22 protein-coding genes are annotated in these 24802 nt (G+C 75.8%); 18 read left to right on the top strand and 4 right to left on the bottom strand.

Annotated features, from left to right (window positions below):
* The first annotated feature begins 207 nt into the window (after positions 1-207).
* The 9 genes from IE326_RS23795 (at position 208) to IE326_RS23755 (ending at position 9436) form a co-directional block, all read left to right on the top strand.
* Positions 208-1668 carry a tetratricopeptide repeat protein gene (locus IE326_RS23795; protein ID WP_190042931.1) on the top strand — a complete coding sequence of 487 codons (1461 nt, stop codon included), beginning with the start codon at positions 208-210 and terminating at the stop codon, positions 1666-1668.
* Between the two features lie 135 nt (positions 1669-1803).
* Complete coding sequence (locus tag IE326_RS23790) at positions 1804-2982, top strand: NAD(P)/FAD-dependent oxidoreductase (RefSeq protein ID WP_190042930.1); 1179 nt, start codon at positions 1804-1806, stop codon at positions 2980-2982.
* Positions 2979-3296 (top strand): (2Fe-2S)-binding protein, encoded by a 318-nt coding sequence (locus IE326_RS23785; RefSeq protein ID WP_150226759.1) that lies wholly within the window; start codon positions 2979-2981, stop codon positions 3294-3296. Before IE326_RS23790 ends, IE326_RS23785 begins: the two co-directional genes overlap by 4 nt.
* Positions 3277-4671 carry an FAD-dependent oxidoreductase gene (locus IE326_RS23780; protein WP_150226758.1) on the top strand — a complete coding sequence of 465 codons (1395 nt, stop codon included), beginning with the start codon at positions 3277-3279 and terminating at the stop codon, positions 4669-4671. The genes IE326_RS23785 and IE326_RS23780 overlap by 20 nt, the downstream gene beginning before the upstream one ends.
* A gap of 82 nt (positions 4672-4753) precedes the next feature.
* A complete protein-coding gene (locus tag IE326_RS23775) occupies positions 4754-5653 on the top strand; it encodes a dihydrodipicolinate synthase family protein (RefSeq protein ID WP_150226757.1) in 900 nt (299 codons plus the stop codon).
* A gap of 28 nt (positions 5654-5681) precedes the next feature.
* Positions 5682-6686 carry a proline racemase family protein gene (locus IE326_RS23770; RefSeq protein ID WP_190042929.1) on the top strand — a complete coding sequence of 335 codons (1005 nt, stop codon included), beginning with the start codon at positions 5682-5684 and terminating at the stop codon, positions 6684-6686.
* A complete protein-coding gene (locus IE326_RS23765; protein ID WP_229915685.1) occupies positions 6674-7729 on the top strand; it encodes a proline racemase family protein in 1056 nt (351 codons plus the stop codon). The genes IE326_RS23770 and IE326_RS23765 overlap by 13 nt, the downstream gene beginning before the upstream one ends.
* Positions 7726-8679, top strand: a complete 954-nt coding sequence (locus IE326_RS23760; RefSeq protein WP_150226755.1) for an ornithine cyclodeaminase family protein — start codon at positions 7726-7728, stop codon at positions 8677-8679. Before IE326_RS23765 ends, IE326_RS23760 begins: the two co-directional genes overlap by 4 nt.
* A gap of 40 nt (positions 8680-8719) precedes the next feature.
* On the top strand, positions 8720-9436 hold the full coding sequence (locus tag IE326_RS23755) for a GntR family transcriptional regulator (RefSeq protein WP_150226754.1): 717 nt from the start codon (positions 8720-8722) through the stop codon (positions 9434-9436).
* Between the two features lie 72 nt (positions 9437-9508).
* Here IE326_RS23755 and IE326_RS23750 read toward each other — a convergent pair whose 3' ends face one another.
* Positions 9509-10954: a glyceraldehyde-3-phosphate dehydrogenase gene (locus tag IE326_RS23750; RefSeq protein WP_150226753.1), complete on the bottom strand. Its 1446-nt coding sequence runs from the start codon at positions 10952-10954 to the stop codon at positions 9509-9511.
* A 195-nt stretch (positions 10955-11149) separates the two neighbouring features.
* Between IE326_RS23750 and IE326_RS23745 the strand changes: the two genes are divergently transcribed.
* The gene (locus tag IE326_RS23745; RefSeq protein ID WP_190042928.1) at positions 11150-12385 is read left to right on the top strand and encodes a cytochrome P450 family protein; all 1236 of its coding nucleotides are present in this window, start codon (positions 11150-11152) and stop codon (positions 12383-12385) included.
* Positions 12386-12392: 7 nt separating this feature from the next.
* On the opposite strand, the gene IE326_RS23740 is transcribed toward IE326_RS23745, so the two are convergent.
* On the bottom strand, positions 12393-13436 hold the full coding sequence (locus IE326_RS23740; protein WP_190042927.1) for a serine hydrolase domain-containing protein: 1044 nt from the start codon (positions 13434-13436) through the stop codon (positions 12393-12395).
* A 97-nt stretch (positions 13437-13533) separates the two neighbouring features.
* Positions 13534-15273 (bottom strand): VanW family protein, encoded by a 1740-nt coding sequence (locus IE326_RS23735; protein ID WP_229915587.1) that lies wholly within the window; start codon positions 15271-15273, stop codon positions 13534-13536.
* A gap of 190 nt (positions 15274-15463) precedes the next feature.
* On the opposite strand from IE326_RS23735, the gene IE326_RS23730 reads away from it, so the two are divergent.
* The 8 genes from IE326_RS23730 to IE326_RS23695 all read left to right on the top strand — a co-directional run bounded on the left by IE326_RS23730 (position 15464) and on the right by IE326_RS23695 (position 23860).
* Complete coding sequence (locus IE326_RS23730; RefSeq protein ID WP_150226750.1) at positions 15464-16276, top strand: IclR family transcriptional regulator; 813 nt, start codon at positions 15464-15466, stop codon at positions 16274-16276.
* Positions 16277-16322: 46 nt separating this feature from the next.
* Positions 16323-16652 carry a putative quinol monooxygenase gene (locus IE326_RS23725; RefSeq protein ID WP_150226749.1) on the top strand — a complete coding sequence of 110 codons (330 nt, stop codon included), beginning with the start codon at positions 16323-16325 and terminating at the stop codon, positions 16650-16652.
* 88 nt (positions 16653-16740) lie between these two features.
* On the top strand, positions 16741-17775 hold the full coding sequence (locus IE326_RS23720; RefSeq protein ID WP_150226748.1) for a LacI family DNA-binding transcriptional regulator: 1035 nt from the start codon (positions 16741-16743) through the stop codon (positions 17773-17775).
* Positions 17776-17937: 162 nt separating this feature from the next.
* Positions 17938-18219: a hypothetical protein gene (locus tag IE326_RS23715; protein ID WP_150226747.1), complete on the top strand. Its 282-nt coding sequence runs from the start codon at positions 17938-17940 to the stop codon at positions 18217-18219.
* Between the two features lie 71 nt (positions 18220-18290).
* Positions 18291-19361, top strand: a complete 1071-nt coding sequence (locus IE326_RS23710; RefSeq protein WP_190042926.1) for a phosphatase PAP2 family protein — start codon at positions 18291-18293, stop codon at positions 19359-19361.
* Between the two features lie 43 nt (positions 19362-19404).
* The gene (locus tag IE326_RS23705; protein WP_150226745.1) at positions 19405-21624 is read left to right on the top strand and encodes an NADP-dependent isocitrate dehydrogenase; all 2220 of its coding nucleotides are present in this window, start codon (positions 19405-19407) and stop codon (positions 21622-21624) included.
* A 96-nt stretch (positions 21625-21720) separates the two neighbouring features.
* On the top strand, positions 21721-22011 hold the full coding sequence (locus tag IE326_RS23700) for a hypothetical protein (protein ID WP_150226744.1): 291 nt from the start codon (positions 21721-21723) through the stop codon (positions 22009-22011).
* Positions 22012-22141: 130 nt separating this feature from the next.
* Positions 22142-23860, top strand: coding sequence for a sigma-70 family RNA polymerase sigma factor (locus IE326_RS23695; RefSeq protein WP_190042925.1), 1719 nt, complete (start codon positions 22142-22144; stop codon positions 23858-23860).
* Between the two features lie 21 nt (positions 23861-23881).
* On the opposite strand, the gene IE326_RS41560 is transcribed toward IE326_RS23695, so the two are convergent.
* Positions 23882-24682 carry a CAP domain-containing protein gene (locus tag IE326_RS41560; RefSeq protein WP_268983034.1) on the bottom strand — a complete coding sequence of 267 codons (801 nt, stop codon included), beginning with the start codon at positions 24680-24682 and terminating at the stop codon, positions 23882-23884.
* Between the last annotated feature and the right edge of the window lie 120 nt (positions 24683-24802).

The following is a 24802-nucleotide window of genomic DNA, read 5'->3' as shown; positions in this document are numbered from 1 at the left end:
TGGCGGGACGAACGGGTGCGCGCGGGGTGCGCGCGGAGGCGGGGGCGGAGTGCGGGGGGAGCGGGTGGGGCACGCTCCCGGTGCCGACGGGAGGACGCCCGCCGCGCCCGGCACGCCACCGGGCGGCCGTGCGGGTGCCGCCCGTTCGACCCGCCGCGCCCGTCCGGGCGGGCGGCCGTACCCGAGGGACCGAGGTGAGGATCCGCATTGGCGACCGACCGCTACGGCAACACCCTGCACGCCTGCACCGCCGAGGGCGCCGGGCACCTGGACCGGGCCGTGGAGGCCCTGCTCTTCTTCCGGCCCGAGGTGGCCCCGGCCGTCGAGGACGCCCTCGCGGCGAGCCCCGGCTCGCCCGACGCCCAGGCGTTCGCCGCCTACCTGGGCGTGCTCGGCACCGAGCACACCGGCGCCGCCGCGGCCCGGCCGCGCTTCGAGGCGTACCTCGCCGGGCTCGACGCGGACGCCCTGCCCGCGCGCGAGCGGCTCCACCTGGCCGCCGCCGGGGCCTGCCTCGCCGGGGACCTGCACGGCGCGGGCGACCTGCTGGAGGAGCTGTCCCTCGCGTACCCGAGGGACGTGCTCGCGCTCTTCGCCGGACACCAGCTGGACTTCCTCACCGGGGACGCCGTCCGGCTGCGGGACCGGATCGGCGGTGCCCTGTCGGCGTGGGGGAGGGCCGACGAGCACCGGGGGCCGCTGCTCGGCATGTACGCCTTCGGCCTGGAGGAGTCGGGGCACTACCGGCGCGCGGAGGAGACCGGACTCGCGGCGGTCGAGCGGCACCCGAGGGACGTGTGGGCGGTGCACGCCGTCACGCACACCTATGAGATGCAGGGCAGGATCGCGGACGGCGTCGCCTTCCTCGACGCCCGCGCGGACGACTGGGCGCGCGGCAACTACCTGACCGTGCACAACTGGTGGCACTACGCCCTCTACGCGCTGGAGGCGGGCGCCGAGGACACCGCGCTGCGCGTCTACGACGCGGCCGTGCACCGCGCGGAGTCGGCGGGCCTCGCGATGGAACTCCTCGACGCCTCCGCGCTGTTGTGGCGGATGCGGCTCGCCGGCCGGGAGGAGCCGGAGCGCTGGGCGCGGCTCGCGGACGCCTGGGCGGAGCGGGCCGACCCGCCGTTCTACGCCTTCAACGACGCCCACGCGGTGATGGCCCAGGTGGGGGCGGGCCGGATCGCGGAGGCGGAGGCGCTGGTGGTCGACCGCCGCCGGTGGCTGGCCGAGGGCGAGGGCGATCCGGCCCGGCGGACCCTCTCCAACCACGCGATGACGGCGGAGGTCGGACTCCCGGTCTGCGAGGCGCTGGTGGCGCAGGGCCGGGGCGACCACGCGGCCGTGGTGGGGCTGCTGTGGCCGCTGCGACGCCGGCTCCAGGTCTTCGGCGGCAGCCACGCCCAGCGGGACGCCGTCCAGCGGACGCTGCTGGAGTCGGCGCTCGTCTCCGGGGACCACGACCGGGCCCGGCTGCTGCTGAGCGAGCGGGACGGGCTGCGCCCGGACAGTCCGTACAACTGGCTGGGGCGGGCCCGGCTGGCCGACGCGATCGGCGACGCGGCCCTCGCGGCGGTGGCGCGCGGGCGCGCGGAGGGGGCGGCGAAGGGGCTGCGGCCGGCGGCGCCCGGCCTCGGAGCCGTACCGGAGCCGCCGCGTTGACCTCCGGCGCCCCGCGCGCGGCCGGTGCGAGGGCCCGCTGCGCGGGGGCGGCCCCCCGGGCCACCGGAGGGGACGCCCGGTGCCCGGGTTCGCAAGGGTCTGGGCACCGGCTGAAGTATGTGACATATTACTGCCGTGCCCAACAGACACTCCCCGGACGTCGTGATCATCGGTGCCGGCGTCGTCGGCGCCGCCTGCGCCTACTACGCGGCCCGCTCCGGACTCACCGTCGCCGTGGTCGACCGCGGTCCCGTCGCGGGCGGCACCACCGGTGCCGGGGAAGGCAATCTGCTCGTCTCCGACAAGGAGGCGGGCCCCGAGCTCGACCTCGCGCTGCTGTCCACGAGACTCTGGCGCGAACTCTCCGCGGCACTCCCGCCGGAGACCGAGTACGAGCCCAAGGGCGGGGTCGTCGTGGCGTCCGACGAGCCCGCCCTCAAGGCCCTCCGCTCCTTCGCGGAGGACCAGCGGGCGGCCGGCGTCACCGCCGCCGAGATCCCCGCCGACCGGCTCGCCGAGCTGGAACCCCACCTCGCCCCCGGCCTCGCCGGCGGCTTCCACTACCCGCAGGACGCCCAGGTCCAGCCCGCGCAGGCGGCGGCCCGGCTGCTCGCCGCCTCCGGCGCCGCGCTCCACCTCGGCGAGGAGGTCACCGCGGTCCTCCGGGGCCCCTCCGGAGCCGTCCGGGGCGTGCGCACCGCCCGCCGCGAACTCCTCGCCCCCGCCGTCGTCAACGCTGCCGGCACCTGGGGCGGCGAGGTCGCCCGGCTCGCGGGCGCCCACCTCCCGGTGCTGCCCCGCCGGGGCTTCGTCCTCGTCACCGAACCCCTGCCGAGGGTCGTCCGCCACAAGGTCTACGCCGCCGACTACATCGCCGACGTCGCCAGCGGCTCCGCCGCGCTCCAGTCCTCCGCCGTCGTCGAGGGCACCCCCGGCGGGCCCGTCCTCATCGGCGCCACCCGCGAACGCGTCGGCTTCGACCGCTCGCTCTCCACCGAGGCCCTGCGCCGGCTCGCCGCCCAGGCCGCCGCGCTCTTCCCGGTCCTCGCCGGCGTGCAGGTGCTCCGCGCCTATCACGGTTTCCGTCCCTACCTCCCCGACCACCTCCCGGCGATCGGCGCCGACCCGCGCGTCCCCGGCCTCCTCCACGCCTGCGGACACGAAGGGGCCGGCATCGGCCTCGCCCCCGCCACCGGCGTCCTCGTCGCCGCCGCCCTCACCGGTGCCGAACCCCCGCTCGACCCGGCCCCGTTCCGTCCCGAGCGCGACTACGGCCCCGCCGATCCCGTCCCCCCGCAGGAGCAGCAGAGTTGAGCCGCCGCACCCCCCGCGCCCTCGTCGGAGGCGCGCCGCAGGAGACCTTCACCTTCCGTTTCGACGATCGGGAGATCCCGGCCGCCGCCGGGCAGACCGTCGCCGCCGCCCTCTGGGGCGCGGGCGTCCTCGCCTGGCGCACCACCCGGGGCACCGGCGAACCCCGCGGCGTCTTCTGCGGGATCGGCCAGTGCTTCGACTGCCTCGTCACCGTCGACGGCGCCCCGAACCGCCGCGCCTGCCTCGTCCCCGCCCGCCCCGGCGGCCTCGTCACCAGCCAGGAGGGAACCGGCCATGACGACCTCGCCGTCTGACCCCGCCGAGGCCGCCGGCCTCGCGATCGTCGGCGCGGGACCCGCCGGTCTCGCCGCCGCCGTCACCGCCGCCTCCCTCGGCCTCCCCGTCACCCTGCTCGACGCGGGCGCCCGTCCGGGCGGCCAGTACTACCGCCACCCCGACCCGGCCCTCGGCGCCGAACGCCCCCACGTCCTGCACCACGACTGGGCCGCCTTCGCCGGTCGCGAGGCCGAGCTGCGCGCCCACGAACGCGCGGGCCGCATACGTCATCTGCCGGGCCGTCAGGTGTGGAGCGTCACCGGGTCCGGCACCGACTGGACCGTCCACTCCCGCACCGAGGACACGGCGGGCGAACCCGTCCGGGCCCGCGCGGTGCTGCTCGCCACCGGGGCGTACGAGCGCCAACTGCCCTTCCCCGGCTGGACCCTGCCCGGCGTCGTCGGCGCCGGGGGAGCGCAGGCCATGCTGAAGGGCGGGCTCGTGCTGCCCGGCCGCCGGGTCGTCGTCGCGGGCAGCGGACCGCTGCTGCTCGCCGTCGCCGCCTCGCTGGCCGCCGCCGGCGCCCGGGTGCCCGCCGTCGTCGAGGCCGCCGGGTACGGACCGTACGCCCGGCACACCGGGACCCTGCTGCGCAACCCGGCCAAGCTCGCCGAGGGCGCCCTCTACGGCGGGGCGCTGCTGCGCCACCGGGTCAGACCGCTGCTGCGGCACGCCGTCGTGGAGGCGCACGGCACCGGCCGGGTCGAGGCGGTGACCGTGGCCCGGCTCGACCGGGACTGGCGGCCCGTGCCCGGCACCGGCCGCCGTGTTCCCTGCGACGCGCTCGCCGTCGGCCACGGCCTGGTCCCCGAACTCTCCCTCGCCACCGCCCTCGGCTGCGCCACCCGCACCGCCGCGGACGGCACCGTCGCCCTCGTGCTCACGCCCGGCCTGCGCACCTCGGTGCCCGGCATCTGGTCGGCCGGCGAGACCGGCGGCGTCGGCGGAGCCCGACTCGCCCTGGTGGAGGGCGAGATCGCGGCCCTCTCGGTGGCGGGCCGGCCCGTCCCGGCCGGTCTCGCCCGGCGCCGGGAGCGGCTGCGGGCCTTCGCCGACGCCATGGGCGCCGCCCACCGGCCGGGGCCCGGCTGGACCGGCTGGCTCCGCGAGGAGACCGCCGTCTGCCGCTGCGAGGAGGTGCCCGCCGGGCGCGTCCGCGAGGCGGTGGAGGAGCTGGGTGCGACCGACGCCCGCACGGTCAAACTGCTGACCCGCGCCGGGATGGGCTGGTGCCAGGGCCGCATGTGCGGTCCGGCGGTGGCCGCGCTCGCCGGCGACGGACCCGCCCCGGACCGGCGTCCGCTGGCCTGCCCCGTACGGCTCGGGCAGCTCGCGGAACTCCCCGCCGACTAGCCCCTTTCCCCGGCGTCCACACCCTTGTGGCCGCCGTGCACCCCTTAGTAAAATGTCACACACTACAAAGGAGTACGTCACGATGACCGACACCCGCATCCGCCCCTGGCACGGCATCATGGTCGCCACCACCCTGCCGCTGCGCGAGGACCTCTCCGTCGACCTCGACGCCTACGCCGCCCACGTCCGCTGGCTCATCGACAACGGCTGCGACGGCGTCGTCCCCAACGGCTCCCTGGGCGAGTACCAGACCCTCACCGAGGCCGAGCGCGCCGCCGTCGTCCACACCGCCGTCGCCGCCGCCGGGGACGGCAGCCGCGTCATGCCCGGCGTCGCCGCCTACGGCTCCGCCGAGTCCCGCCGCTGGGCCGAGCAGGCCGCCGAGGCCGGCGCGGGCTCCGTCCTCCTCCTGCCGCCCAACGCCTACCGCGCCGACGAGGAAGCCGTCCGCGCCCACTACGCCGAGGTCGCCCGCGCCGGAGTGCCGGTCGTCGCCTACAACAACCCCATCGACACCAAGGTCGACCTCACCCCCGCCCTCCTCGCCCGCCTCCACGCCGACGGCAGCATCGTCGCCGTCAAGGAGTTCAGCGGCGACGTCCGCCGCGCCTACGAGATCGCCGAACTCGCCCCCGGACTCGACCTCCTCATCGGCGCCGACGACGTCCTCCTGGAACTGGCCGTCGCGGGCGCCGTCGGCTGGATCGCCGGCTACCCCAACGCCCTCCCGGAGTCCGCCGCCACCCTCTACCGGGCCGCCGTCGCCGGCGACCTCACCACCGCGCTCCCGCTCTACAAGGCGCTGCACAGCCTCTACCGCTGGGACTCCAAGACCGAGTTCGTCCAGGCCATCAAGCTCTCCATGGACCTCGCCGGCCGCCACGGCGGCCCCACCCGCCCCCCGCGCCTGCCGCTCACCGGCGCCACCCTGGCCGCCGTCCGCGCCGCCACCGAGAAGGTCCTGGCCGAGGGCCTCCGCTAGCCCGGGGAAGAGAGGAGAAGACCAGCCCATGCGCACCCGACACGTCTACCACGCGGTGGACTCCCACACCGAGGGCATGCCCACCCGGGTGATCACCGGCGGAGTGGGGGTGATCCCCGGCGCCACCATGGCCGAGAAGCGCCTCCACTTCATCGAGCACCGCGACTCCCTGCGCACCCTGCTCATGTACGAGCCGCGCGGCCACGCCGCCATGAGCGGCGCGATCCTCCAGCCCCCGACCCGGCCCGACGCCGACTACGGAGTCCTCTTCGTCGAGGTCTCCGGCCTGCTCCCGATGTGCGGCCACGGCACCATCGGCGTCGCCACCGTCCTCGTCGAGACCGGCATGGTCCCGGTCGTCGAACCGGTCACCACCGTCCGCCTCGACACCCCGGCCGGCCTCGTCTCCGCCGACGTCCGCGTCGAGGACGGCGCCGCCCGCTCCGTCACCCTCACCAACGTCCCCGCCTTCGCCGTCGGACTCGACCTCAAGACCGAGGTCCCCGGCCTCGGCACCGTCACCTACGACCTCGCCTACGGCGGCAACTTCTACGCCTTCGTGGAACTCGACGCCCTCGGCCTCCCCTTCGACCGCGCCCGCAAGCAGGACCTGCTCACCGCCGGACTCACGATCATGGACGCGATCAACGCGGGCGACGACCGGCCCGTCCACCCCGAGGACCCGGCCGTCGCGGGCGTCAAGCACGTCTACCTCACCGCCCCCGGCTCGGACGCCACCCGCTCCCGGCACGCCATGGCCATCCACCCCGGCTGGTTCGACCGCTCGCCGTGCGGCACCGGCACCAGCGCCCGGATGGCCCAGCTCCACGCCCGCGGCCTGCTGCCCCCGCACACCGACTTCGTCAACGAGTCCTTCATCGGCACCGAGTTCACCGGGCGGATCGTCGCCGAGACCACCGTCGGCGGCCGGCCCGCCGTCGTCCCCGCCGTCACCGGACGGGCCTGGATCACCGGCACCGCCCAGTACTTCCTCGACCCCACCGACCCCTTCCCCGCCGGATTCCTGCTGTGACCGTCCTCCCCGCGGACGGGATCCGCGTCACCGACTACCACACCGCGGGCGAACCCTTCCGGATCGTCACCGAGGGCCGCCCGCCGGCCCCCGGCGACACCGTCGCCGAGCGGTACGCCACCGCCGTCGGCGCCGGCGGTTCCGGCACCGCCCCCCGCCCCGGCCCCCTGGACGCGCTGCGCCGCTTCCTCGTCCAGGAACCCCGCGGCCACGCCGGGATGTACGGCGGCTTCCTCGTCCCGCCCGACGACGACGGCGCCCACCTCGGCGTCCTCTTCTGGCACAAGGACGGCTTCTCCACCGCCTGCGGGCACGGCTCCATCGCGCTCGCCGCCTGGGCCGTCGACAGCGGGACCGTCCCGGCCGGCCCCGGCGACCGCGACGTGCCCGTCCGCATCGACGTGCCCTCCGGACGGATCACCGCCACCGTCCACCGGACCGCCGGCCGCACCACCGGCGTCACCTTCCGCAACGTGCCCGCCCGGGTCACCGCCCGCAGGGTGCCCGTCGCCACGAGCCTCGGCATCGTCGAGGTCGACCTCGCCCACGCCGGCGCCTGCTACGCCTCCGTCCGCGCCCGCGACCTCGGCCTCGCCGTGGAGAAGGCCGCCCTGCCCGAACTCACCCGGGCGGGGCGGGAGATCCGCGCCGCGCTCGCCGGCCACCCCGCCACCTGGAACCCCGACGGGCCGCTGCTCTCCGGGGTGTACGGGACGATCCTCCACGAGGACCTGCCCGACACCCCCGAAGGGCCGCGCCAGCGGAACGTCACGGTCTTCGCCGACGGCCAGATCGACCGCTCCCCGTGCGGCTCCGGCACCTCCACCCGGATCGCCCTCCTCGCCGACGAGGGCCGCCTGGACGGGGGCCTGACCCTCACCCACGAGTCGGTCACCGGCACCGTCTTCACCGGCCGCGCCCTCCCCGGCGGCGACCCGGCGCACGGCATCGTCACCGAGGTCACCGGCACCGCCCACCGCACCGGCGAGGCCCGCTTCACGCTCGACCCGGACGACGCCCTCGGCGCGGGGTTCCTCCTGTGAGCACCGCCCCCTTCCCCCACCTCGACGCCGGCGCCGTCACCCGGCTCCTCGCCCCGGCGGCGGCCGTCGAGGCCCTCGCCGAGGTCCTGCGGGACGGCCTCGACCCCGAGACCTGCCCGGCGCGCTCCGCCGTCCCCGTCCCGGCCGGCGAGCTGCTGCTCATGCCGGCCGCCGCCGGGGACTGGGCCGGGGTGAAGATCGCCGGGGTGGCGCCCGGCAACCCCGCCCTCGGGCTGCCCCGCATCACCGGCGGCTACCTCCTCCTGGACGGGGCCACGCTGCGGCCCCGCGCCCTGCTCGACGGCGCCGCGCTCACCGCGCTGCGCACCCCCGCCGTCTCCGCCCTGGCGGTCCGTCACCTCACCGCGGGGGACAGGCCGTTGCGGGTCCTCCTGTTCGGCGCGGGGCCCCAGGCGTACGGACACGTGGACGCGCTCCTCGCGGTGCGGGAGCTCGCCTCCCTCACCGTCGTCGCCCGCGACCCCCGGCGGGCCGCCGGGCTCGCCGCGTACGCCCGGGGGATCGGCGTCCCCGAGACCCGCACCGGCACCGCGGCGGAGGTGGCGGACGCGGACCTGGTGGTGTGCTGCACCACCGCCCGCGAACCCCTCTTCGACGGGCGGCGGGTGGCGCCCGGGGCGGTGGTCGTCGCGATCGGCTCGCACGAGCCGGACGCCCGCGAGACCGACACCGCCCTGGTCCGCCGCGCCGAGGTGTGGGTCGAGGCGCGGACGGCCGCCCCGCGGGAGGCCGGTGACCTGCTGATACCGGAGGCGGAGGGGGCGACGGGACCCGGCCACCTCGCCGGCACCCTCGCCGACCTCGTCCGGAGGCCGGCACCGGCCGCCCCCGGACCCGCGCCCCGCCTCTTCAAGAGCGTGGGCATGGCCTGGCAGGATCTGGCCGTGGCCGTGGCGGTCCACCGGGCAGCCTCTCTCGGCGAAACGTGACATTGTACGCTGGGCGCCTGCGGATTCTCGGAGGAACGGCGTGGGTGACCTGAAGCAGCACAGCCTCATCAAGGCCCAGGAACGGCTTCGCGACCAGGTGGGCCACGCGCTGCGCGCGGCCCTCACGGCCGGCGAGCTGAAGCCCGGGACCGTCTACTCGGCCCCGGGCCTCGCGGCCGAACTCGGGGTCTCGGCCACCCCGGTGCGCGAGGCCATGCTCGACCTGGCCCGCGAGGGCCTGGTCGAACCGGTGCGCAACAAGGGCTTCCGGATCACCGAGGTCAGCGAGCGCGAACTCGACCAGTGCACCGAACTGCGCGCGCTGATCGAGGTGCCCACCGTCGGCCGGGTCACCGAGACCGCGACGACCGAGGAACTGGAGGCGCTGCGCCCGCTGGCGGAGGAGATCGTCTCCAACGCCCGCGAGCACAACCTCATCGGCTACCTGGAGGCGGACCGGCAGTTCCACCTCACCCTGCTCGGCCTGTCCGGCAACGACCGCCTCGTGCAGACCGTGGGCGACCTGCGCAAGCGGTCCCGCCTGTACGGCCTGACGGGGCTCGACGAGGCGGGCAAGCTGGTCTCCTCCGCCGAGGAGCACGTCGAACTCCTCGACCTCATGCTCGCCCGGGACCGGGCGGGCGCCGAGGCGTGCATGGCACGCCACCTCGGCCACGTCCGCTCGCTGTGGGCCGAGGCCAGGGACGAGCCGGTCGAGCCGGCGACGGGCGCGCTGCGTCCGGTGCGGGGGAAGTGACCGCGTGACGCGAACGGCGGCCCGCACCCTTCGAAGGGTGCGGGCCGCCGTTCGTCGCGGGCGCGGGCGGGATCAGACCGCCGGGGCCGGGAAGGTCGGGTACTCGACGCCGGAGACGTGCTGGACGACCCGGATGACCTGGCAGGAGTAGCCGAACTCGTTGTCGTACCACAGGTACAGGATCGCGTTGTCGCCGTCGACCTTGGTCGCGCCGGCGTCCACGATGGAGGCGTGGCGCGAGCCCACGAAGTCCATCGAGACGGCGTCGGGAGCCGTGGTGAAGTCGATCTGGCGCTTCAGCGGCGAGTGCAGCGACACGTCGCGGAGGTACTCCAGGACCTCGTCGCGGGTGGTCTCGCGGCCCAGGCGCAGGCTGAGGATGGCGATCGAGACGTCCGGGACGGGGACGCGGATCGAGCTGCCCGTGATCGGGGCCTTCAGCTCCGGCAGCGCCTTCGCGACGGCCGAGGCGGCACCGGTCTCGGTGATCACCATGTTGAGCGGCGCGGAACGGCCGCGGCGGTCGGCCTTGTGGTAGTTGTCCAGCAGGTTCTGGTCGTTCGTGAACGAGTGGACGGTCTCCACGTGACCGCGCAGCACGCCGTACTCGTCGTCCATGGCCTTGAGCGGCGGGACGATGGCGTTGGTGGTGCAGGAGGCGCAGGACAGGATCTGCTCGTCCGGCTTGATCGTGTCGTGGTTGACGCCGTGCACGATGTTCGGGACGTCGCCCTTGCCGGGCGCGGTGAGGACGACCTTGTCGATGCCCGGGCGCAGGTGCTTGGACAGGCCCTCGCGGTCCCGCCACTTGCCCGTGTTGTCGATCAGGATGGCGTTCTCGATGCCGTACGCCGTGTAGTCGACCTCGGAGGGGTCGTTGGCGTAGATCACCTTGATGGTGTTGCCGTTGGCGACGATGGTGCTGTTCGCCTCGTCGACCGTGATCGTGCCCTGGAACTGGCCGTGGATCGAGTCCCGGCGCAGCAGGGAGGCGCGCTTGACGAGGTCGGCCTCGCCGCCGCCGCGCACGACGATGGCGCGCAGGCGCAGGCCGTTGCCCGAACCGGCCTTCTCGATGAGGAGGCGGGCGACGAGGCGGCCGATGCGGCCGAAGCCGTAGAGGACGACGTCGCGGCCGTCACGGCGCTCGATCTTGTTCGCACCCGTGGCGCCGGCGACGGCCTCCGCGGTGAACTCCTCGACCGTCAGGCCGCGCGAGTCGGCCTTGTACTCGGCGGCGAGCATGCCGATGTCGATCTGCGAGGGGCCGAGGTCGAGCGTGGTGAGCGTCTGCAGGAAAGGCAGCGTCTCGGTGACCGAGAGCTCCTCGCCGGCGATCTGGCGGGCGAAGCGGTGCGTCTTGAGGATGCTGACGACCGACTTGTTCACCAGGGAGCGGCTGTGAACGAGGACGGTGACGTCCTGCTCACGGTGCAGCTTCCCGATGATCGGGATCATCGACTCCGCGATCTCCTCACGGTTCTTCCAGCTGGTGAACGAGTCATCATTGACAGTCACAAGATTTATCTTTCGAGCTAGACGGCGCTCATATGGTAACCCGCGGCCCGTTCGACCCCACAAGGGGGCTCGAACGTCTGTCCGCGACCTCACACCCCGAGGGGGCTCTTCTCGGCCAGATGGCCGGACCCGGCTCTGTCGTGGGGGCACCGGCTCCCCCCACGCTGGGGAACCGAAGCCGACGAAGGGACCCCCGTGACGCACCCCGCCGAACCGCTCGTCCTCGACCCCGCCGGGGCCGACCCCCACGCGGAGGGCGCCCGGCTCCGCGCCCGCGGCCCCGCCACCCCCGTGGACGTCCTCGGCGTCCGTGCCTGGTCCGTCTCCGACCCCGCCCTCCTCAAGCGGCTCCTCACCAGCCCCGACGTCTCCAAGGACGCCCGCCGCCACTGGCCCGGCTTCGAGGAGGCCGTCGCCCACTGGCCGCTCGCCCTCTGGGTCGCCGTCCGCAACATGTTCACCGCCCACGGCGCCGACCACGCCCGGCTCCGCCGCATCGTCGCCCCCGCCTTCACCGCCCGCCGGATCGCCGCCCTGCGCCCGGAGGTCGAGACGATCGTCGGCGGCCTCCTCGACGAACTCGCCGCGCTCCCCGCCGACACCGTCGTCGACCTGCGCGCCCGCCTCGCGTACCCGCTGCCCATCGCCGTCATCGGCCGGCTCCTCGGCGTCCCCGAGGAGGACCGCGAGGGCTTCCGCGCCCTCGTCGACGGCGTCTTCGACACCACCCTCGACACCGAGGCCGCCCGCCTCAACACCGAACGCCTCTACGGCCTCTTCCACGCCTTCATCGCCGCCCGCCGCGCCGCCCCCGGCGACGACATGACCTCCCTCCTCCTCGCCGCCCGCGACGAGGAGGGCGACGGCACGGGCCTCGGCGAGCAGGAACTCGCCGACACCCTCCTCCTCATGATCAGCGCCGGCTACGAGACCACCGTCAACGTCATCGACCAGGCCGTCACCGCCCTCCTCACCCACCCCGACCAGCTCGCCCACGTCCGCGCCGGACGCGCCGGCTGGGAGGACGTCGTGGAGGAGACCCTCCGCCACGAGCCCGCCGTCAAACACCTGCCGCTGCGCTACGCGGTCACCGACATCCCGCTCCCCGACGGCCGGGTCATCGCCAAGGGCGAGGCCATCCTCGCCTCGTACGCCGCCGCCAACCGCCACCCCGACTGGCACGGCCCCACCGCCGACGCCTTCGACCTCACCCGCCCCGGCAAGGACCACCTCGCCTTCGGCCACGGCGTCCACTTCTGCCTCGGCGCCCCGCTCGCCCGCCTGGAGGTCGCCACCGCCCTGCGCGCCCTCTTCGCCCGCTTCCCCGGCCTCGCCCTCGCCGTCCCCGCCGAGGAGCTCCGCCGCACCCCCTCCCTCATCACCAACGGCCACCGGACCCTCCCCGTGACCCTCGGCCGCCCGGCGGACTGAACCGCCGTCAGGACCCCTCGAAGACGTGCGCCCGGAACGCCTCCCGGACCCGGGCCAGCGGCCCCGGGTCCCGGGTCACGTACAGGCGGTTGGTCAGCAGGACCGCCCACCGGCCCCGCGCCGGCGAGATCCACATCGCCGTGCCGGTGAAGCCGAAGTGGGCCCACACGCCGCCGGCGGGGGAGGGGCCGGGGGCCGGGTGCCACAGCAGCCCGCGCGGCGGGACGAGGGCGCCCGTGCCGACCCGCAGCGAGGCCGCCGTCCAGGCCGCGGAGAAGGTCCCGGGCGGCGGGTCCAGCACCCCGCGCAGGAAGCGCCCGGTGTCCCCGGCCGTCGTGAAGACCCCCGCGATCCCGCACGCCCCGCCGAGGAGCCGGGCCGAGAAGTCGTGGACGGTGCCCCGCAGGTGACGGCCGGTCTCCTCGTCGTACTCCGTCGGCGCGCAGCGGGCCGCCTCCCCTGGCGGCAGCGGGCCGAACCGGGTCCCGGCCATGCCGAGCGGACCCCAGACCCGCTCCCCGGCCAGCCGGGCCAGCGGCCGGCCCGCCAGGTGCTCGGCCAGCCAGCCGAGGACCAGCGCCGCCCGGTCGGTGTACGCGACGGCCGCCCCCGGCCGGTGCCGCAGCGGCTCCGCGAGCACCCCGTCCCGCACGTCCTGCGGATCGGAGCCGTACAGGAAGCGCAGATTGGCCCGCAGCGGCATCCCGGCGGTGTGGGTGAGCAGCTGGTGCGCGGTGACGTCGCCCACCGGCCGCCCGGCCGCCGCCGGCCAGTACGTGCCGAGCGGCGCCGCGAGGTCCAGTTTCCCCGCGTCCACCAGCGTGCCCACGACCCCCCACACCGCGAGGATCTTCGTCAGGCTCGCCACGTCGTAGAGGGTGTCCGGCCGCACCGGCTCCCCGGGCCGCGCCGGGTCCAGCAGACCGGCCGTGCCCTCGTGGAGGGTGCCCGCCGCGTCCCCGACGGCCCACGCGGCACCCGGACAGATCCCGTCCCGGACCGCCCCGGCGAGCAGCCGGGCGGCGGGCGTTTCCTCGCTGAGCTGCGCCACGGCGGGCCTCCGGCGGGGGTCGGTGCGACCCGGACCGGCCGCGACCAGGCATGCATGCCCCGGCGGGCCGGGGAGGACACCCCTCCGTCCGTCCGGGTCAGTTGCAGACGACCTCGTCGCGCGGGGTGTAGTGGGTCTTGAAGGTCTCCCGCTTGACCTCCTCGCCGCCGTTCTTGAAGACCCGGTCGACCGAGATGTCGAAGCCCTCCAGGGGCGCCTGCGGCACGCAGCTCTCGCCGGTCGCCTCGCGCTTCTCCGGCTTCGTGATGTTCGTGCGCGGACCGGCCACGGCCTCCACGGAGTCGTACTTCTTGGTGCCGTAGAAGGTGATGGTCACCGAGGAGTCCGTCGCGCTCGCCGCGATGTAGATCGGCTTGCCCGAGTCGTTCCGGAACCGCTGGTCCAGGCTGCCCCAGGCGACGGTGGCCTCCCGGCCCGCCGGGTAGCGCTCGATGTAGAAGGAGTGGGCGCCGTACTCGACGGGCTGCACGCCCGCGAAGAAGACCGCGTTGAAGACGGTGGTCGCCACCGCGGACACGCCGCCGCCCGGCGCCTCCTGGTAGCGGCCGTCGAGGATCATCGTGCCGTCGACGAAGCCGTTCTCCTCGGTGCGCTCGCCCACCGTCTCGTTGAAGCTCCACACCTCGCCCGGCTGCACCAGCGAGCCGTTGATCAGCTCGGCGGCCCGGCCGATGTTGACCGTCCGGTACGGGGCCGCGGGGAAGTTCACGGTGAAGGTGGACATCTGCTCCCGGACGCCCAGCGAGGCCAGGTTCGCGGTGCTCACCTGCGGCTGGGTGACCTTGGTGGCCACCGTGGCGGTACGGGCGGCCTCCCCGGTGCGGGTGAGCAGCGGGTCCACGGCGGCGCCGAGCGACTTCGCGGTCACCTCGCGGCCCTCGCGGCCCTCCTTCACCACGACGACCTTGCCGTCGCGCACGCCGAGGACGCCCTCCACGGGGGCGCCGGTCATGGCGGCGAGGGGCCGCGCGACGTCCGGGTCCCGCAGCAGGGCGGTGGAGTCGAGGGAGCCGGTGAGCCGGCCGTTCTCGTTCTTCACGGTCAGGTGGTCGCCCAGGGTCTCGGGGGAGATCCGCAGCCGCTGGTCGCCCACGGCCAGCGTCACCGGGCCCGAGACGGCCGGCTTCGCGTACGCGTCGAGGAAGCGGGTCACCTCGGAGTCGGCCAGCTTCGGCTGGGTCACCGCCACCGGCAGGGCCACGGCGGAGGCGCCGGGGGCGGCCGGGTAGGCGGCCCGCAGGGCCTCGGCGGCCCGCGCGGTGTCCAGCTTCCGCCCGGCGGTGGAGCGGGTCGCGACGGCCTCGCCGTCGCGGAAGGCGACCGCGCCCTCCTTGACGGCCCGGTCGTTCTCCTTCGCCAGCGCGGCGACGGCCGCGTCGGTCTTCGCCGCGTCGTGGGCGAGGACCGGCTCGATCTCGCGGTCGCCGGGGGAGAAGAGCCGGCCGATGACGGTGAAGGGGTCGCGGGACGGGTCGGCGGCCTTCTCGGCCGTCGCCTCCGCGTCGACGGTCAGCCCGGCGTCGGCCGGTGCCACGTTCTCGGTGCGCTCGCCGACCTTCACCGGGATCGGCGCGGTCCACGCCGCCGGGGCCTGCGCCCGCAGCCGCTCGGCCGCCTCCGCCTTGCTCAGGCCGCCGATGTCGACGCCGCCCGCCCGGGTGCCGGCGGATATGTCGTCGCCGGTGGCCACGAGCCCGGCCACGTACAGCCCGCCCGCCGCGACGGCGACGACACCCGTCGCGATCGCGGCCGTCCGCCACCGTGGGCGGCGGCCGGCGGCGGGCGTCGGGGCATGGTCGGTCCTGGGGCGGGGCACACGCTCTCCCGGGTGCGTCGGTGACGGGGGATCCTCACGACGGTACGCCGAAAGAGTGTTAAATGCACATAAACCCATGATGACCTGGGATGATACGGCCCGAAACGGACCCGCCACGGGGCGTGGCCGTCCTCCGGGAGCCGGACCCCCGGCCCCCGCCGGGCCCCGCGCCCGCCGTTACGCTGGGCCGATGCCCGCCCCCTTCCCCGGCCCCGCCCGCGATCCGTTCGCCGCCGCCGGCCACCCGCACCCCGCCCCCGCCGCCGGGCCGCGGTCCGTGGAGCGGGCGCTGGAACTGCTCGACCTGGTCGCCGACGCCGGGCGGCCCCTGGGGGCCAAGGCGCTCGCCAGGGAACTCGGGTGCGCGCTGTCGACCGTCTACCACCTGGCCGGACCGCTGCTCGCGCGCGGCCACCTCGTGCGGACCGCCGGGGGGTACGCCCCCGGCCCCCGGGTCCCGGCGCTGCACCGGGCCCACCTCCGCCACCACGGCCTCGGCGCCCCCACCGGCGACCTGCTCGGGCGGCTGCGCCGGGCGACCGGCGCGGAGGCGTACCACACGGCCTACCGCGACGGCCTGATCACCGTCGTCGACACCACCGCGCCCGTCACCGACACGGCCCACCCCTTCACCCCGGGCCCGGAGGCCCGCGCGCACGCCACCGCGCACGGCAAGGCGCTGCTCGCCGCGCTGCCGAGGGCCCGGCGACGGCGCTACCTCGCCGCGCACGGCATGGCCCGCCTCACCGAGCGGACCATCACCGGCGCCGAACGCTTCGAGGCCGAGATGGCCACCGTCCGGGGCCAGGGATACGCCGTCTCCGTCGGCGAGGCGGACCTCGCCCACGCCTGCCTCGCGGTCGCCCTGCCCGACCGCGGCGACGGCATCGTGCACGCCCTCTCCGTCTCCCTGCCCACCGCCGACCTCGCCCGCCGCCAGGGCGCCGTGCGGGCCGCGCTCGCCCGCGCCGTGCCGGACTTTCCGGCCCTGCCGGAATCCTGACCGGGCCGTCTGGCCCGGACCCGCCCGCCCGGCGCAGCCTGACGGCATGATCTTCATCGCCGTCCGCTTCCCCGTCCGCCCCGACCTCGCCGACCAGTGGCTCGACCTGGTCGCCGACTTCACCCGCGCCACCCGCGCGGAGCCCGGCAACCTCTTCTTCGACTGGTCCCGCGGCATCGAGGACCCGAACGTCTTCACCCTCCTGGAGGGCTTCGCCGACGAGGAGGCCGGCGCCGCCCACGTCGCCTCCGCGCACTTCGCCGCCGGGCTCGCCGCCATGGCCGGGGCCGTCGCCGCCACCCCCGAGATCATCAACGTCCGCACGGACCAGAGCGGCTGGGGCCCGATGGCGGAGCTCGCGCCCGCCGGGGCCTGAAGCTCCGGAACCCGCCCGCCCGCCTGATAGGTTCGCCGCACACCCCGGGCGGGCGGCGCTCCGGGGCCGGCACGGGGAGCGGCGGCACATGGCGGTGAGCGGGCGGCAGACCGGCAGACCCACCCTGGAGGAGGTCGCGGCCCGGGCCGGCGTCGGCCGCGGCACGGTCTCCCGGGTCATCAACGGCTCCCCGAAGGTGAGCGAACAGGCCAAGGCCGCCGTCGAGAAGGCCGTCGCCGAACTCGGCTACGTCCCCAACCGGGCCGCCCGCGCGCTCGCCGGCAGCCGCACCGACGCCGTCGCCCTCGTCGTCCCCGAGACCGAGGCCCGGCTCTTCGCCGAACCGTACTTCCTCGACATCATCCGCGGCGTCAGCGGCGAACTGGCCGCCGCGGACAAGCAGTTGCTGCTCACCCTGATCCGCAGCGACCAGGAGCGGCAGCGCTTCGAGCAGTACCTCGCCGCCCAGCGCGTCGACGGCGTCCTGCTGGTCTCCGTGCACGCCGACGACCCGCTGCCCGACCAGGTCCGCGCCCTCGGCCTGCCCGCCGTGCTCAACGGCCGCCGCCGCGAGGACGAGCCCGTCGCCTTCGTCGACTCCGACAACACCGGCGCGGGCCGCACCGCCGTCGCCCACCTCGCCGCCGGGGGCCGCCGCCGGATCGCCACCGTCACCGGCCCGCTCGACATGTACGGCGCCCGCTGCCGCCTCGACGGCTACCGCGAGGGCCTGGCCGAGGCCGGTCTCGCCGCCGACGACGCGCTCGTCGCCACCGGCGACTTCACCGAGGAGGGCGGCCGCCGCGCCATGCGCGCGCTCCTCGACCGCGCCCCCGACCTGGACGCCGTCTTCGCCGCCTCCGACGTCATGGCGGCGGGCGCCCGGGCCGTCCTGCGCGAGACCGGCCGCCGGGTCCCCGAGGACGTCGCGCTCGTCGGCGTCGACGACTCCGCCGTCGCCCGGCTCATGGACCCCCCGCTCACCAGCGTCCGCCAGCCCATCGAGGAGATGGGCCGCACCATGGCCCGGATGCTCCTCGCCGAGATCGCCGAACCGAGCGGGCCCGGGGACCAGCCCCGCCGGATGCTCCCCACCGAACTCGTCGTCCGCGCCTCCTCCTGAACGCCCGACTCCTCCCGAGCGCCTGCCTCCTCCCGAGCAGCCGCCCCTCCGCCGGCCCGCCCCCCTCATGCCGGCCCGTTCCTCCCGGGCCCGTCCGTTCACCCGCCCGTGGCATGATCACGCCCACGCCGGCACCGGGCCGGCGACGACCGGGGGATCCTCATGGACTGGTATGCCGTCCCGGGGGCGTTCGCGCTCCTCTTCGCCGTCAGCGGCACCGTCACCCTGCGCACCGGCTTCGTGCCGCCCTGGCTCCGCCACCGGGTCCGCAAGGTCGCCCTCTACGGCTGGGCCCAGGTGATCATGGCCGGATCCTTCGCCCTCCAGAGCGCCGGCGGCTTCGCCGGCGAGCCCGCCGCCGGCTCGCTCCTCGGCATCGCCGCGCTGCTCTCGCTGCTCGCCGGACTCGTCCTCCTCCTCGTCTCCCAGCTCGCCCGCGACTGAATCCCCGCCCCGGCGTGTCGTTCGGGTGAGCCCAGCGGGCGGCCCCGGCGCGCGTGGGTTCGAATCGGAGCATGGCTCCCTACGACAGGCGGACAGGCGGCTCCCCGAGGCCGCTCAAGGCCGGTGACACCTGGTGGTACGCCGCCGTGGCCGGCGAGGCCGCGGACTCCTTCAGCACCCGCGTCCGCGCCCGGACCCGCCGTGCCTGCCTCGGGGCCGTCCTGCTGCTCACCCTCGTCTACGCCGGCCTCGTGCTCACCGCGACCGGCCGCCGCTGGAGCGACGCCGCCGTCACCGGGCGGCGCGCCGACACCCGGGTCGCCGAACTCGTCCGCGACCACCCCTCCCTGGCCGGGGCAGCCACCCTCTCCCTCGTCCTCGCCTGCCTGGTCCTCGTCGGCACCGGCCTGGTCCGCAGGCGGTACGCGCTCACCGGCGCCGCCGCCGGGACCGTCGCCGTCTCCCTGGCGCTCGCCGGGCTCCTCCAGCGGTACGCGCCCCGCCCGCCGGCCGACGGCACCGCCGGGGCCCTGGCGCCCAGCGGCTTCCCCAGCGTCCCCGCCACCCTCGCCTTCGGGACCGCCTTCGCCCTCACCGTCCTGGTGCCCCGCCGCTCCCGCGGGCTCGCCGTCGGCGCCGCCACCCTGTGGGCGGTCGCCCTCGGCGCGTACTCCGTCGCGGCCGGCGACCACCGCCCCGGCGACGTCATCTCCGCCGCCCTGCTGGCCCTCGCCGTCCAGTGCGGCCTGATCGCCCTCCTCGCCCGCCGGGGCAGGGTCCGGCCCGGCACCCGGCGCGGCACCACCCTGCGCGGCCTCCCCGCGACCCTGCCGCTCGCGCTGCTCGCCGCCGGCGGCCTGGTGGCCGGATTCCTGCTGCTCGGCGACACCCTCGGACTGCCCGCGACCGCCCCGTACGACCCCGGCGAGCTCCGCCTCGCCCACCGCTGCGGCCAGGCCCTCGCCGCCGGGGCCGGCGCCGCCGCGGGACTGGTCCTGCTCGCCCTCGTGCGCCACGTGGACCTGGACGGCGGTCCGGCCTCGTACCGGCTCGGCGGGCCCTTCGTGGAGGACTCCGGAGCCCCCGAGCAAGGTGAGCTCGTGGGGCCCTTTACGGAGAACCGCGATCACGAGATATCTTGATGTCGAGCAATCTCGCATACGCAGACGTGGAGCGGAGCACCCGGTGACTGACTCGACCATCATCTACACCCACACCGACGAGGCGCCTGCCCTGGCGACGTACTCGTTCCTGCCCGTGATCCAGGCGTACGCCTCCACGGCCGGCGTCACGGTCGAGACGCGTGACATCTCGCTCGCGGGCCGCATCATCGCGAACTTCCCCGAGTTCCTGGAGGAGGGGCAGCGCATCGGCGACGCCCTCGCCGAGCTGGGCGAGCTGGCCAAGACCCCCGAGGCCAACATCATCAAGCTGCCGAACGTCTCGGCCTCGATCCCGCAGCTGAAGGCCGCGATCGCCGAGCTCCAGGCGCAGGGCTACGCCCTCCCGGACTACCCGGACGACCCGAAGACGGAGCAGGACGAGGACGTCCGCGCCCGCTACGACAAGATCAAGGGCTCGGCCGTCAACCCGGTCCTGCGCGAGGGCAACTCGGACCGCCGCGCGCCGGGCTCGGTCAAGAACTACGCCAAGAACCACCCGCACCGCATGGGCGCCTGGACCGCCGAGTCCAAGACGAACGTCGCCACCATGACGGAGAACGACTTCGCCTCCACGGAGAAGTCCGTCGTCCTGGCCAAGGACGACACCCTCCGCTTCGAGTTCACCGCCGCCGACGGCACCGTCAGCGAGCTCCGCGCCCCGCTGAAGGTCATCGCCGGCGAGGTCGTCGACGCCTCCGTGATGCGCGCCGCCGCCCTGCGCACCTTCCTCGGCGAGCAGGTCGCCCGCGCCAAGGCCGAGGGCGTGCTCTTCTCCGTGCACCTCAAGGCCACGATGATGAAGGTCTCCGACCCGATCGTCTTCGGCCACGTCGTGCGCGCCTTCTTCCCGAAGACCTTCGCGCAGTACGGCGAGGCCCTCGCCGCCGCCGGCCTGTCCCCGAACGACGGCCTCGGCACCGTCCTGAACGGCCTGGGCGCCCTCCCGAACGGCGCCGAGATCAAGGCGTCCTTCGACGCCGAGCTCGCCGAGGGCCCGGCCCTCGCGATGGTCGACTCCGACAAGGGCATCACCAACCTGCACGTGCCGTCCGACGTCATCGTCGACGCCTCGATGCCGGCCATGATCCGCACCTCCGGCCACATGTGGGGCCCGGACGGCCAGGAGGCCGACACCCTCGCGGTCCTCCCGGACCACAGCTACTCCGGCGTCTACCAGGCCGTCATCGAGGACTGCAAGGCCCACGGCGCCTTCGACCCGTCCACCATGGGCTCCGTCCCGAACGTCGGCCTCATGGCGCAGAAGGCCGAGGAGTACGGCTCGCACGACAAGACCTTCGAGATCGCCCAGGCCGGCACCGTCCGCCTCGTCGACTCCGAGGGCACCGTCCTCCTGGAGCAGGAGGTCGCCGAGGGCGACATCTTCCGCGCCTGCCAGACCAAGGACCTCCCGATCCAGGACTGGGTGAAGCTCGCCGTCACCCGCGCCCGCGCCACCGGCGCCCCGGCCGTCTTCTGGCTCGACGAGAACCGCGCCCACGACGCGCAGCTCATCGCCAAGGTGAAGCAGTACCTGCCGGAGCACGACACCGAGGGCCTGGAGATCAAGATCCTGTCCCCGGTCGAGGCGACGAAGTTCTCCCTGGAGCGCATCCGCCGCGGCGAGGACACCATCTCCGTCACCGGCAACGTGCTGCGCGACTACCTGACCGACCTCTTCCCCATCCTGGAGCTGGGCACCAGCGCCAAGATGCTGTCGGTCGTCCCGCTGATGGCGGGCGGCGGCCTCTTCGAGACCGGCGCCGGCGGCTCCGCCCCGAAGCACGTCCAGCAGCTCGTCAAGGAGAACTACCTCCGCTGGGACTCCCTCGGCGAGTTCTTCGCCCTGGCCGCGTCCTTCGAGCACCTGGCCACCACCACGGACAACGCCCGCGCCCAGGTCCTCGCGGACACCCTGGACCGCGCCACCGGCACCTTCCTCAACGAGGACAAGTCGCCGACCCGTCGCCTCGGCGGCATCGACAACCGCGGCAGCCACTTCTACCTGGCCCTGTACTGGGCCCAGGAGCTGGCCGCCCAGACCGAGGACGCCGAGCTCGCCAAGGCCTTCGCCCCGCTCGCCGAGACCCTCTCGACGAACGAGCAGAAGATCGTCGACGAGCTGAACGCCGTCCAGGGCTCCCCGGCCGAGATCGGCGGCTACTACCAGCCCGACCCGGCCAAGGCCGCGGCCGTGATGCGCCCGTCCGCCACCTTCAACGAGGCCGTCGCGTCCCTCGCCTGATCCGGCGCGGTCCGCACCCCGCCCCGGCCGGAATCCCTCCGGCCGGGGCGGTCCCGTCGGTGGCGGATACGCCGTCCGGGTGTGACCCTGGAGGGCATGAGCTGGGCATCTTGGACGACCGCCGGTGTCTACACCGGGCGTGGTGGGGTGCTGACCGTCGAGGGCGGAATCGTCACGGGCGACCTGACCGTGCACACGACCTTCGCCGACGGTGAGGCACGCGTGGCCGTGCAGTACAGCGGCGCCTCCGACTGGTTCACCATGTCGGGAAGTCCCGTCCCCTGTCCCTCGGAGGAGGAGAGCCGCGAACTCCACGACGCCGTCGTGGAGGCCGTCCGGGAGGGCGGCGGGGCCACCGTGCCCCGGCTGCCCCATCCCACGGTCTAGGAAGGACCGCCCGTCCGGGCGGCGATGACCGGCCGGCCGGAGAGGACCACGAGAAAAGCGTTATCCCCGCCCGGTCCGCGGATCTCCATCAGCACGGGGACTCGGACCGGGGACAGAGGGAGCACCATCCATGCACAGCGACGAGCAGCGCACCACCGCCCTGGTGGAAGCGGCGCGCGCCGGCGACCCGCACGCCAGGGACGAACTGGTCCGTGCCTGCCTGCCGCTCGTCCACAACGTGGTGGGGCGCGCCCTCGACGGGCACGCCGACACCGACGACGTCGTCCAGGAGACCCTGGTCCGCGCCCTCGACGGGCTGCCCGGACTGCGGGACCCGGCCCGCTTCCGGTCCTGGCTCGTCGCCATCGCCATGAACGGCGTCCGCCGCCGCTGGCGGGAGCGCCGGCAGGCCCCCGTGCCCGGCCTCGACCGGGCCGCCGAGCTCGCCGACCCGGCGGGCGACTTCACCGACCTCACGATCCTCCGCCTCGGTCTGACCGGGCAGCGCCGCGACGTCGCCCGCGCCACCCGCTGGCTCGACGAGGACGACCACGAGCTGCTCTCCCTGTGGTGGCTGGAGGCCGCGGGCGAGCTCACCCGCGCCGAACTCGCCGAGGCCCTCGGCCTCGCCCCCGCGCACGCCGCCGTCCGCGTCCAGCGGATGAGGGAACGCCTGGAGACCGGCCGGGCCGTCGTCGGCGCCCTCGACACCGATCCGCGCTGCCCCGGCCTCGCCGGGGTCCTCGCCTCCTGGGACGGCCGCCCCTCCCCGCTGTGGCGCAAGCGGATAGCCCGCCACCTGCGCGACTGCCGCACGTGCGCGGCCGGCCGCGCACGCCGCGGCGGCCTCGCCCCCGTCGAGGGCCTCCTCGTCGGCCTCGGCCTGGTCCCCCCGGCCGCCGGCCTCCTCTCCACCGGCCCCGACCCCCTGGCGGCCGACCCCGTGGGCTGGACCCAGCAGACCGCCGCCCCGTCGCAGCACGGCGGGGCGGCCCCGGACCCCGGCCCGGTCCCGGGATCCGGCGCGGACCAGGGCCCGGTCTCCGGTACGGACCAGGGCTCCGTCTCCGGTGCGGACCTTGGTTTTGCCGGCGCGGGCGGCGCCGACCCCGGCCTCACGACCGTGCCCGTCCCCCTCCCCGGAACCGGAACCGGGACCGTGGCCGCGGCGGGCGCGCGCGGGCACGCCGCCCCGTTCTGGTCGCCGGCCCGGAGGGCCGGGGCCGCCGGGGTCGCGGCCGTCGCCGTCCTCGGGGCGCTCGTGCTCACGCTCCCCGAGCGGCCGGAGCCCCGGCGGCCCGCCGCCGCCCCGCCGGTCACCACCCCCGCGCCCGCCCCCACGCCGACGCCGACCCCCACGCCCGCGCCGAGCACGGCCGCGCCGGCCGCCACCCGCCCACCGGCCCGCCCCGCGCCGACCACGCCCGCGCCGCCCCCGACCCCGGCCCGCACCGTCACCCCGCCCGACCCGGGGGAGCGGGTGACGGAGCTGGTCAACCGGGAGCGGGCGCGGGCCGGCTGCGCCCCGCTGCGCACCGATCCCCGGCTGGTGGCCGCCGCCCGCGCCTACGCCCGGGACATGACGACCCGCGGCTACTACGGCCACGCCAGCCCCGAGGGCGAGTACGCGGACGCCCGGATCACCGCCGCCGGCTACGACTGGTCGGCCTGGGCGGAGAACCTGGCCCAGGGCCAGACGGGTCCGGCGGCCGTGGTCGACGGCTGGATGGGAGACGCCGGCCACCGGCGCAACCTGCTCGACTGCTCCTACCGCGACACGGGCGTGGCCGCCGTCCCCGGCCCGCGCGGCACGGTCTGGGTGGAGAAGCTGGCCGCGCCCGCCGGCTGAGGCCGGGCGCACGCCCCCGGTTCAGCCCTTGGTGCCGAAGTCCTGCACCCACCACCGCCCGTCGGCGGTGAGGGTCACCCCCACCCCGATGTCCCGGAACGAACAGTTGAGGACGTTCGCCCGGTGGGCGGGGCTGTCCATCCAGTCCTCCATCGCCCGCTCCGGCGTCTTCGGCCCCTTGTGGATGTTCTCGCCCCACGCCGACCAGCTGTAGCCCGCGGCGCTGATCCGGTCGCCGCCGTCGCGCCCCTCCGGGTTGTCGTGGGCGTAGTAGTCGCGGGCGGCCATGTCGTCGGCGTGCCCCTGCGCGGCCCTGCTCAGCCGGGCCTCGGCGCGCAGCGGGCCGCAACCCGCCCGTTCCCGCTCGGCGTTGACGAGGGCGACGACGGCCTGGACGTAGCGGGCCGCGCGGGCCGGGGCCGTCACCGGCGCCGTGAGGACGGCCCCCGTCTGCGGGGCCAGCCCGTCCGCGCGCTCCCCGGCGCCGTCGCCCCGCGGGGCCCGCGGGGAGGTCCGGGCCTCGGCGCGGGCCGGGGGCGGGGTGGGGGCGGGGGTGGGACGGGCCTGGGTCGGGGGCGGGGAGGCGGGGCCGGCCGCGCGGGGGGCGGGGGAGGGGGCGGGGCGGGCCGCGTACAGACCGAGGAGGACGGTGAGGACGGCCGCGGTCGTGCCGACGGCGAGGACCACGCCGGGGAAGGACGGCCGGAGGGGCGCGCGGCGGCGGACGGGGCCGCCGCGGCGGTGGCGTCCGGTGCGGGGGGCGCCGGGGGCCGGGGGCCGGGGGTCGGATGGTTCGGGGCCGGTGGGACCGTCGTACCGCATGGGGCTCCGCTCTCTCGCCTGCGCCGCCGTCCGGTCCGGCGCTCGGGCGAGCCACCGGGGCGACGGGGTCAAGGCTTTCCGCACTCCGCCGCCCCGACACCCTCCGTCAACCCCACGGGT

The organism is Streptomyces filamentosus, from assembly GCF_014654895.1.
In the GTDB taxonomy this organism is placed as follows: Bacteria; Actinomycetota; Actinomycetes; order Streptomycetales; family Streptomycetaceae; genus Streptomyces; species Streptomyces filamentosus.
This window is presented reverse-complemented; position numbering and strand designations above follow the sequence as displayed.

Excerpts from the sequence above, each read along its gene's own strand:
- IE326_RS23770 (WP_190042929.1), top strand. The coding sequence starts at position 5,682 with ATGCGCACCCGACACGTCTACCACGCGGTGGACTCCCACACCGAGGGC.
- IE326_RS23725 (WP_150226749.1), top strand. The coding sequence starts at position 16,323 with ATGATCTTCATCGCCGTCCGCTTCCCCGTCCGCCCCGACCTCGCCGAC.
- IE326_RS23700 (WP_150226744.1), top strand. The coding sequence starts at position 21,721 with ATGAGCTGGGCATCTTGGACGACCGCCGGTGTCTACACCGGGCGTGGT.
- IE326_RS23710 (WP_190042926.1), top strand. The coding sequence starts at position 18,291 with ATGGCTCCCTACGACAGGCGGACAGGCGGCTCCCCGAGGCCGCTCAAG.
- IE326_RS23695 (WP_190042925.1), top strand. The coding sequence starts at position 22,142 with ATGCACAGCGACGAGCAGCGCACCACCGCCCTGGTGGAAGCGGCGCGC.
- IE326_RS23720 (WP_150226748.1), top strand. The coding sequence starts at position 16,741 with ATGGCGGTGAGCGGGCGGCAGACCGGCAGACCCACCCTGGAGGAGGTC.
- IE326_RS23730 (WP_150226750.1), top strand. The coding sequence starts at position 15,464 with ATGCCCGCCCCCTTCCCCGGCCCCGCCCGCGATCCGTTCGCCGCCGCC.
- IE326_RS41560 (WP_268983034.1), bottom strand. The coding sequence starts at position 24,682 with ATGCGGTACGACGGTCCCACCGGCCCCGAACCATCCGACCCCCGGCCC.
- IE326_RS23775 (WP_150226757.1), top strand. The coding sequence starts at position 4,754 with ATGACCGACACCCGCATCCGCCCCTGGCACGGCATCATGGTCGCCACC.
- IE326_RS23715 (WP_150226747.1), top strand. The coding sequence starts at position 17,938 with ATGGACTGGTATGCCGTCCCGGGGGCGTTCGCGCTCCTCTTCGCCGTC.
- IE326_RS23780 (WP_150226758.1), top strand. The coding sequence starts at position 3,277 with ATGACGACCTCGCCGTCTGACCCCGCCGAGGCCGCCGGCCTCGCGATC.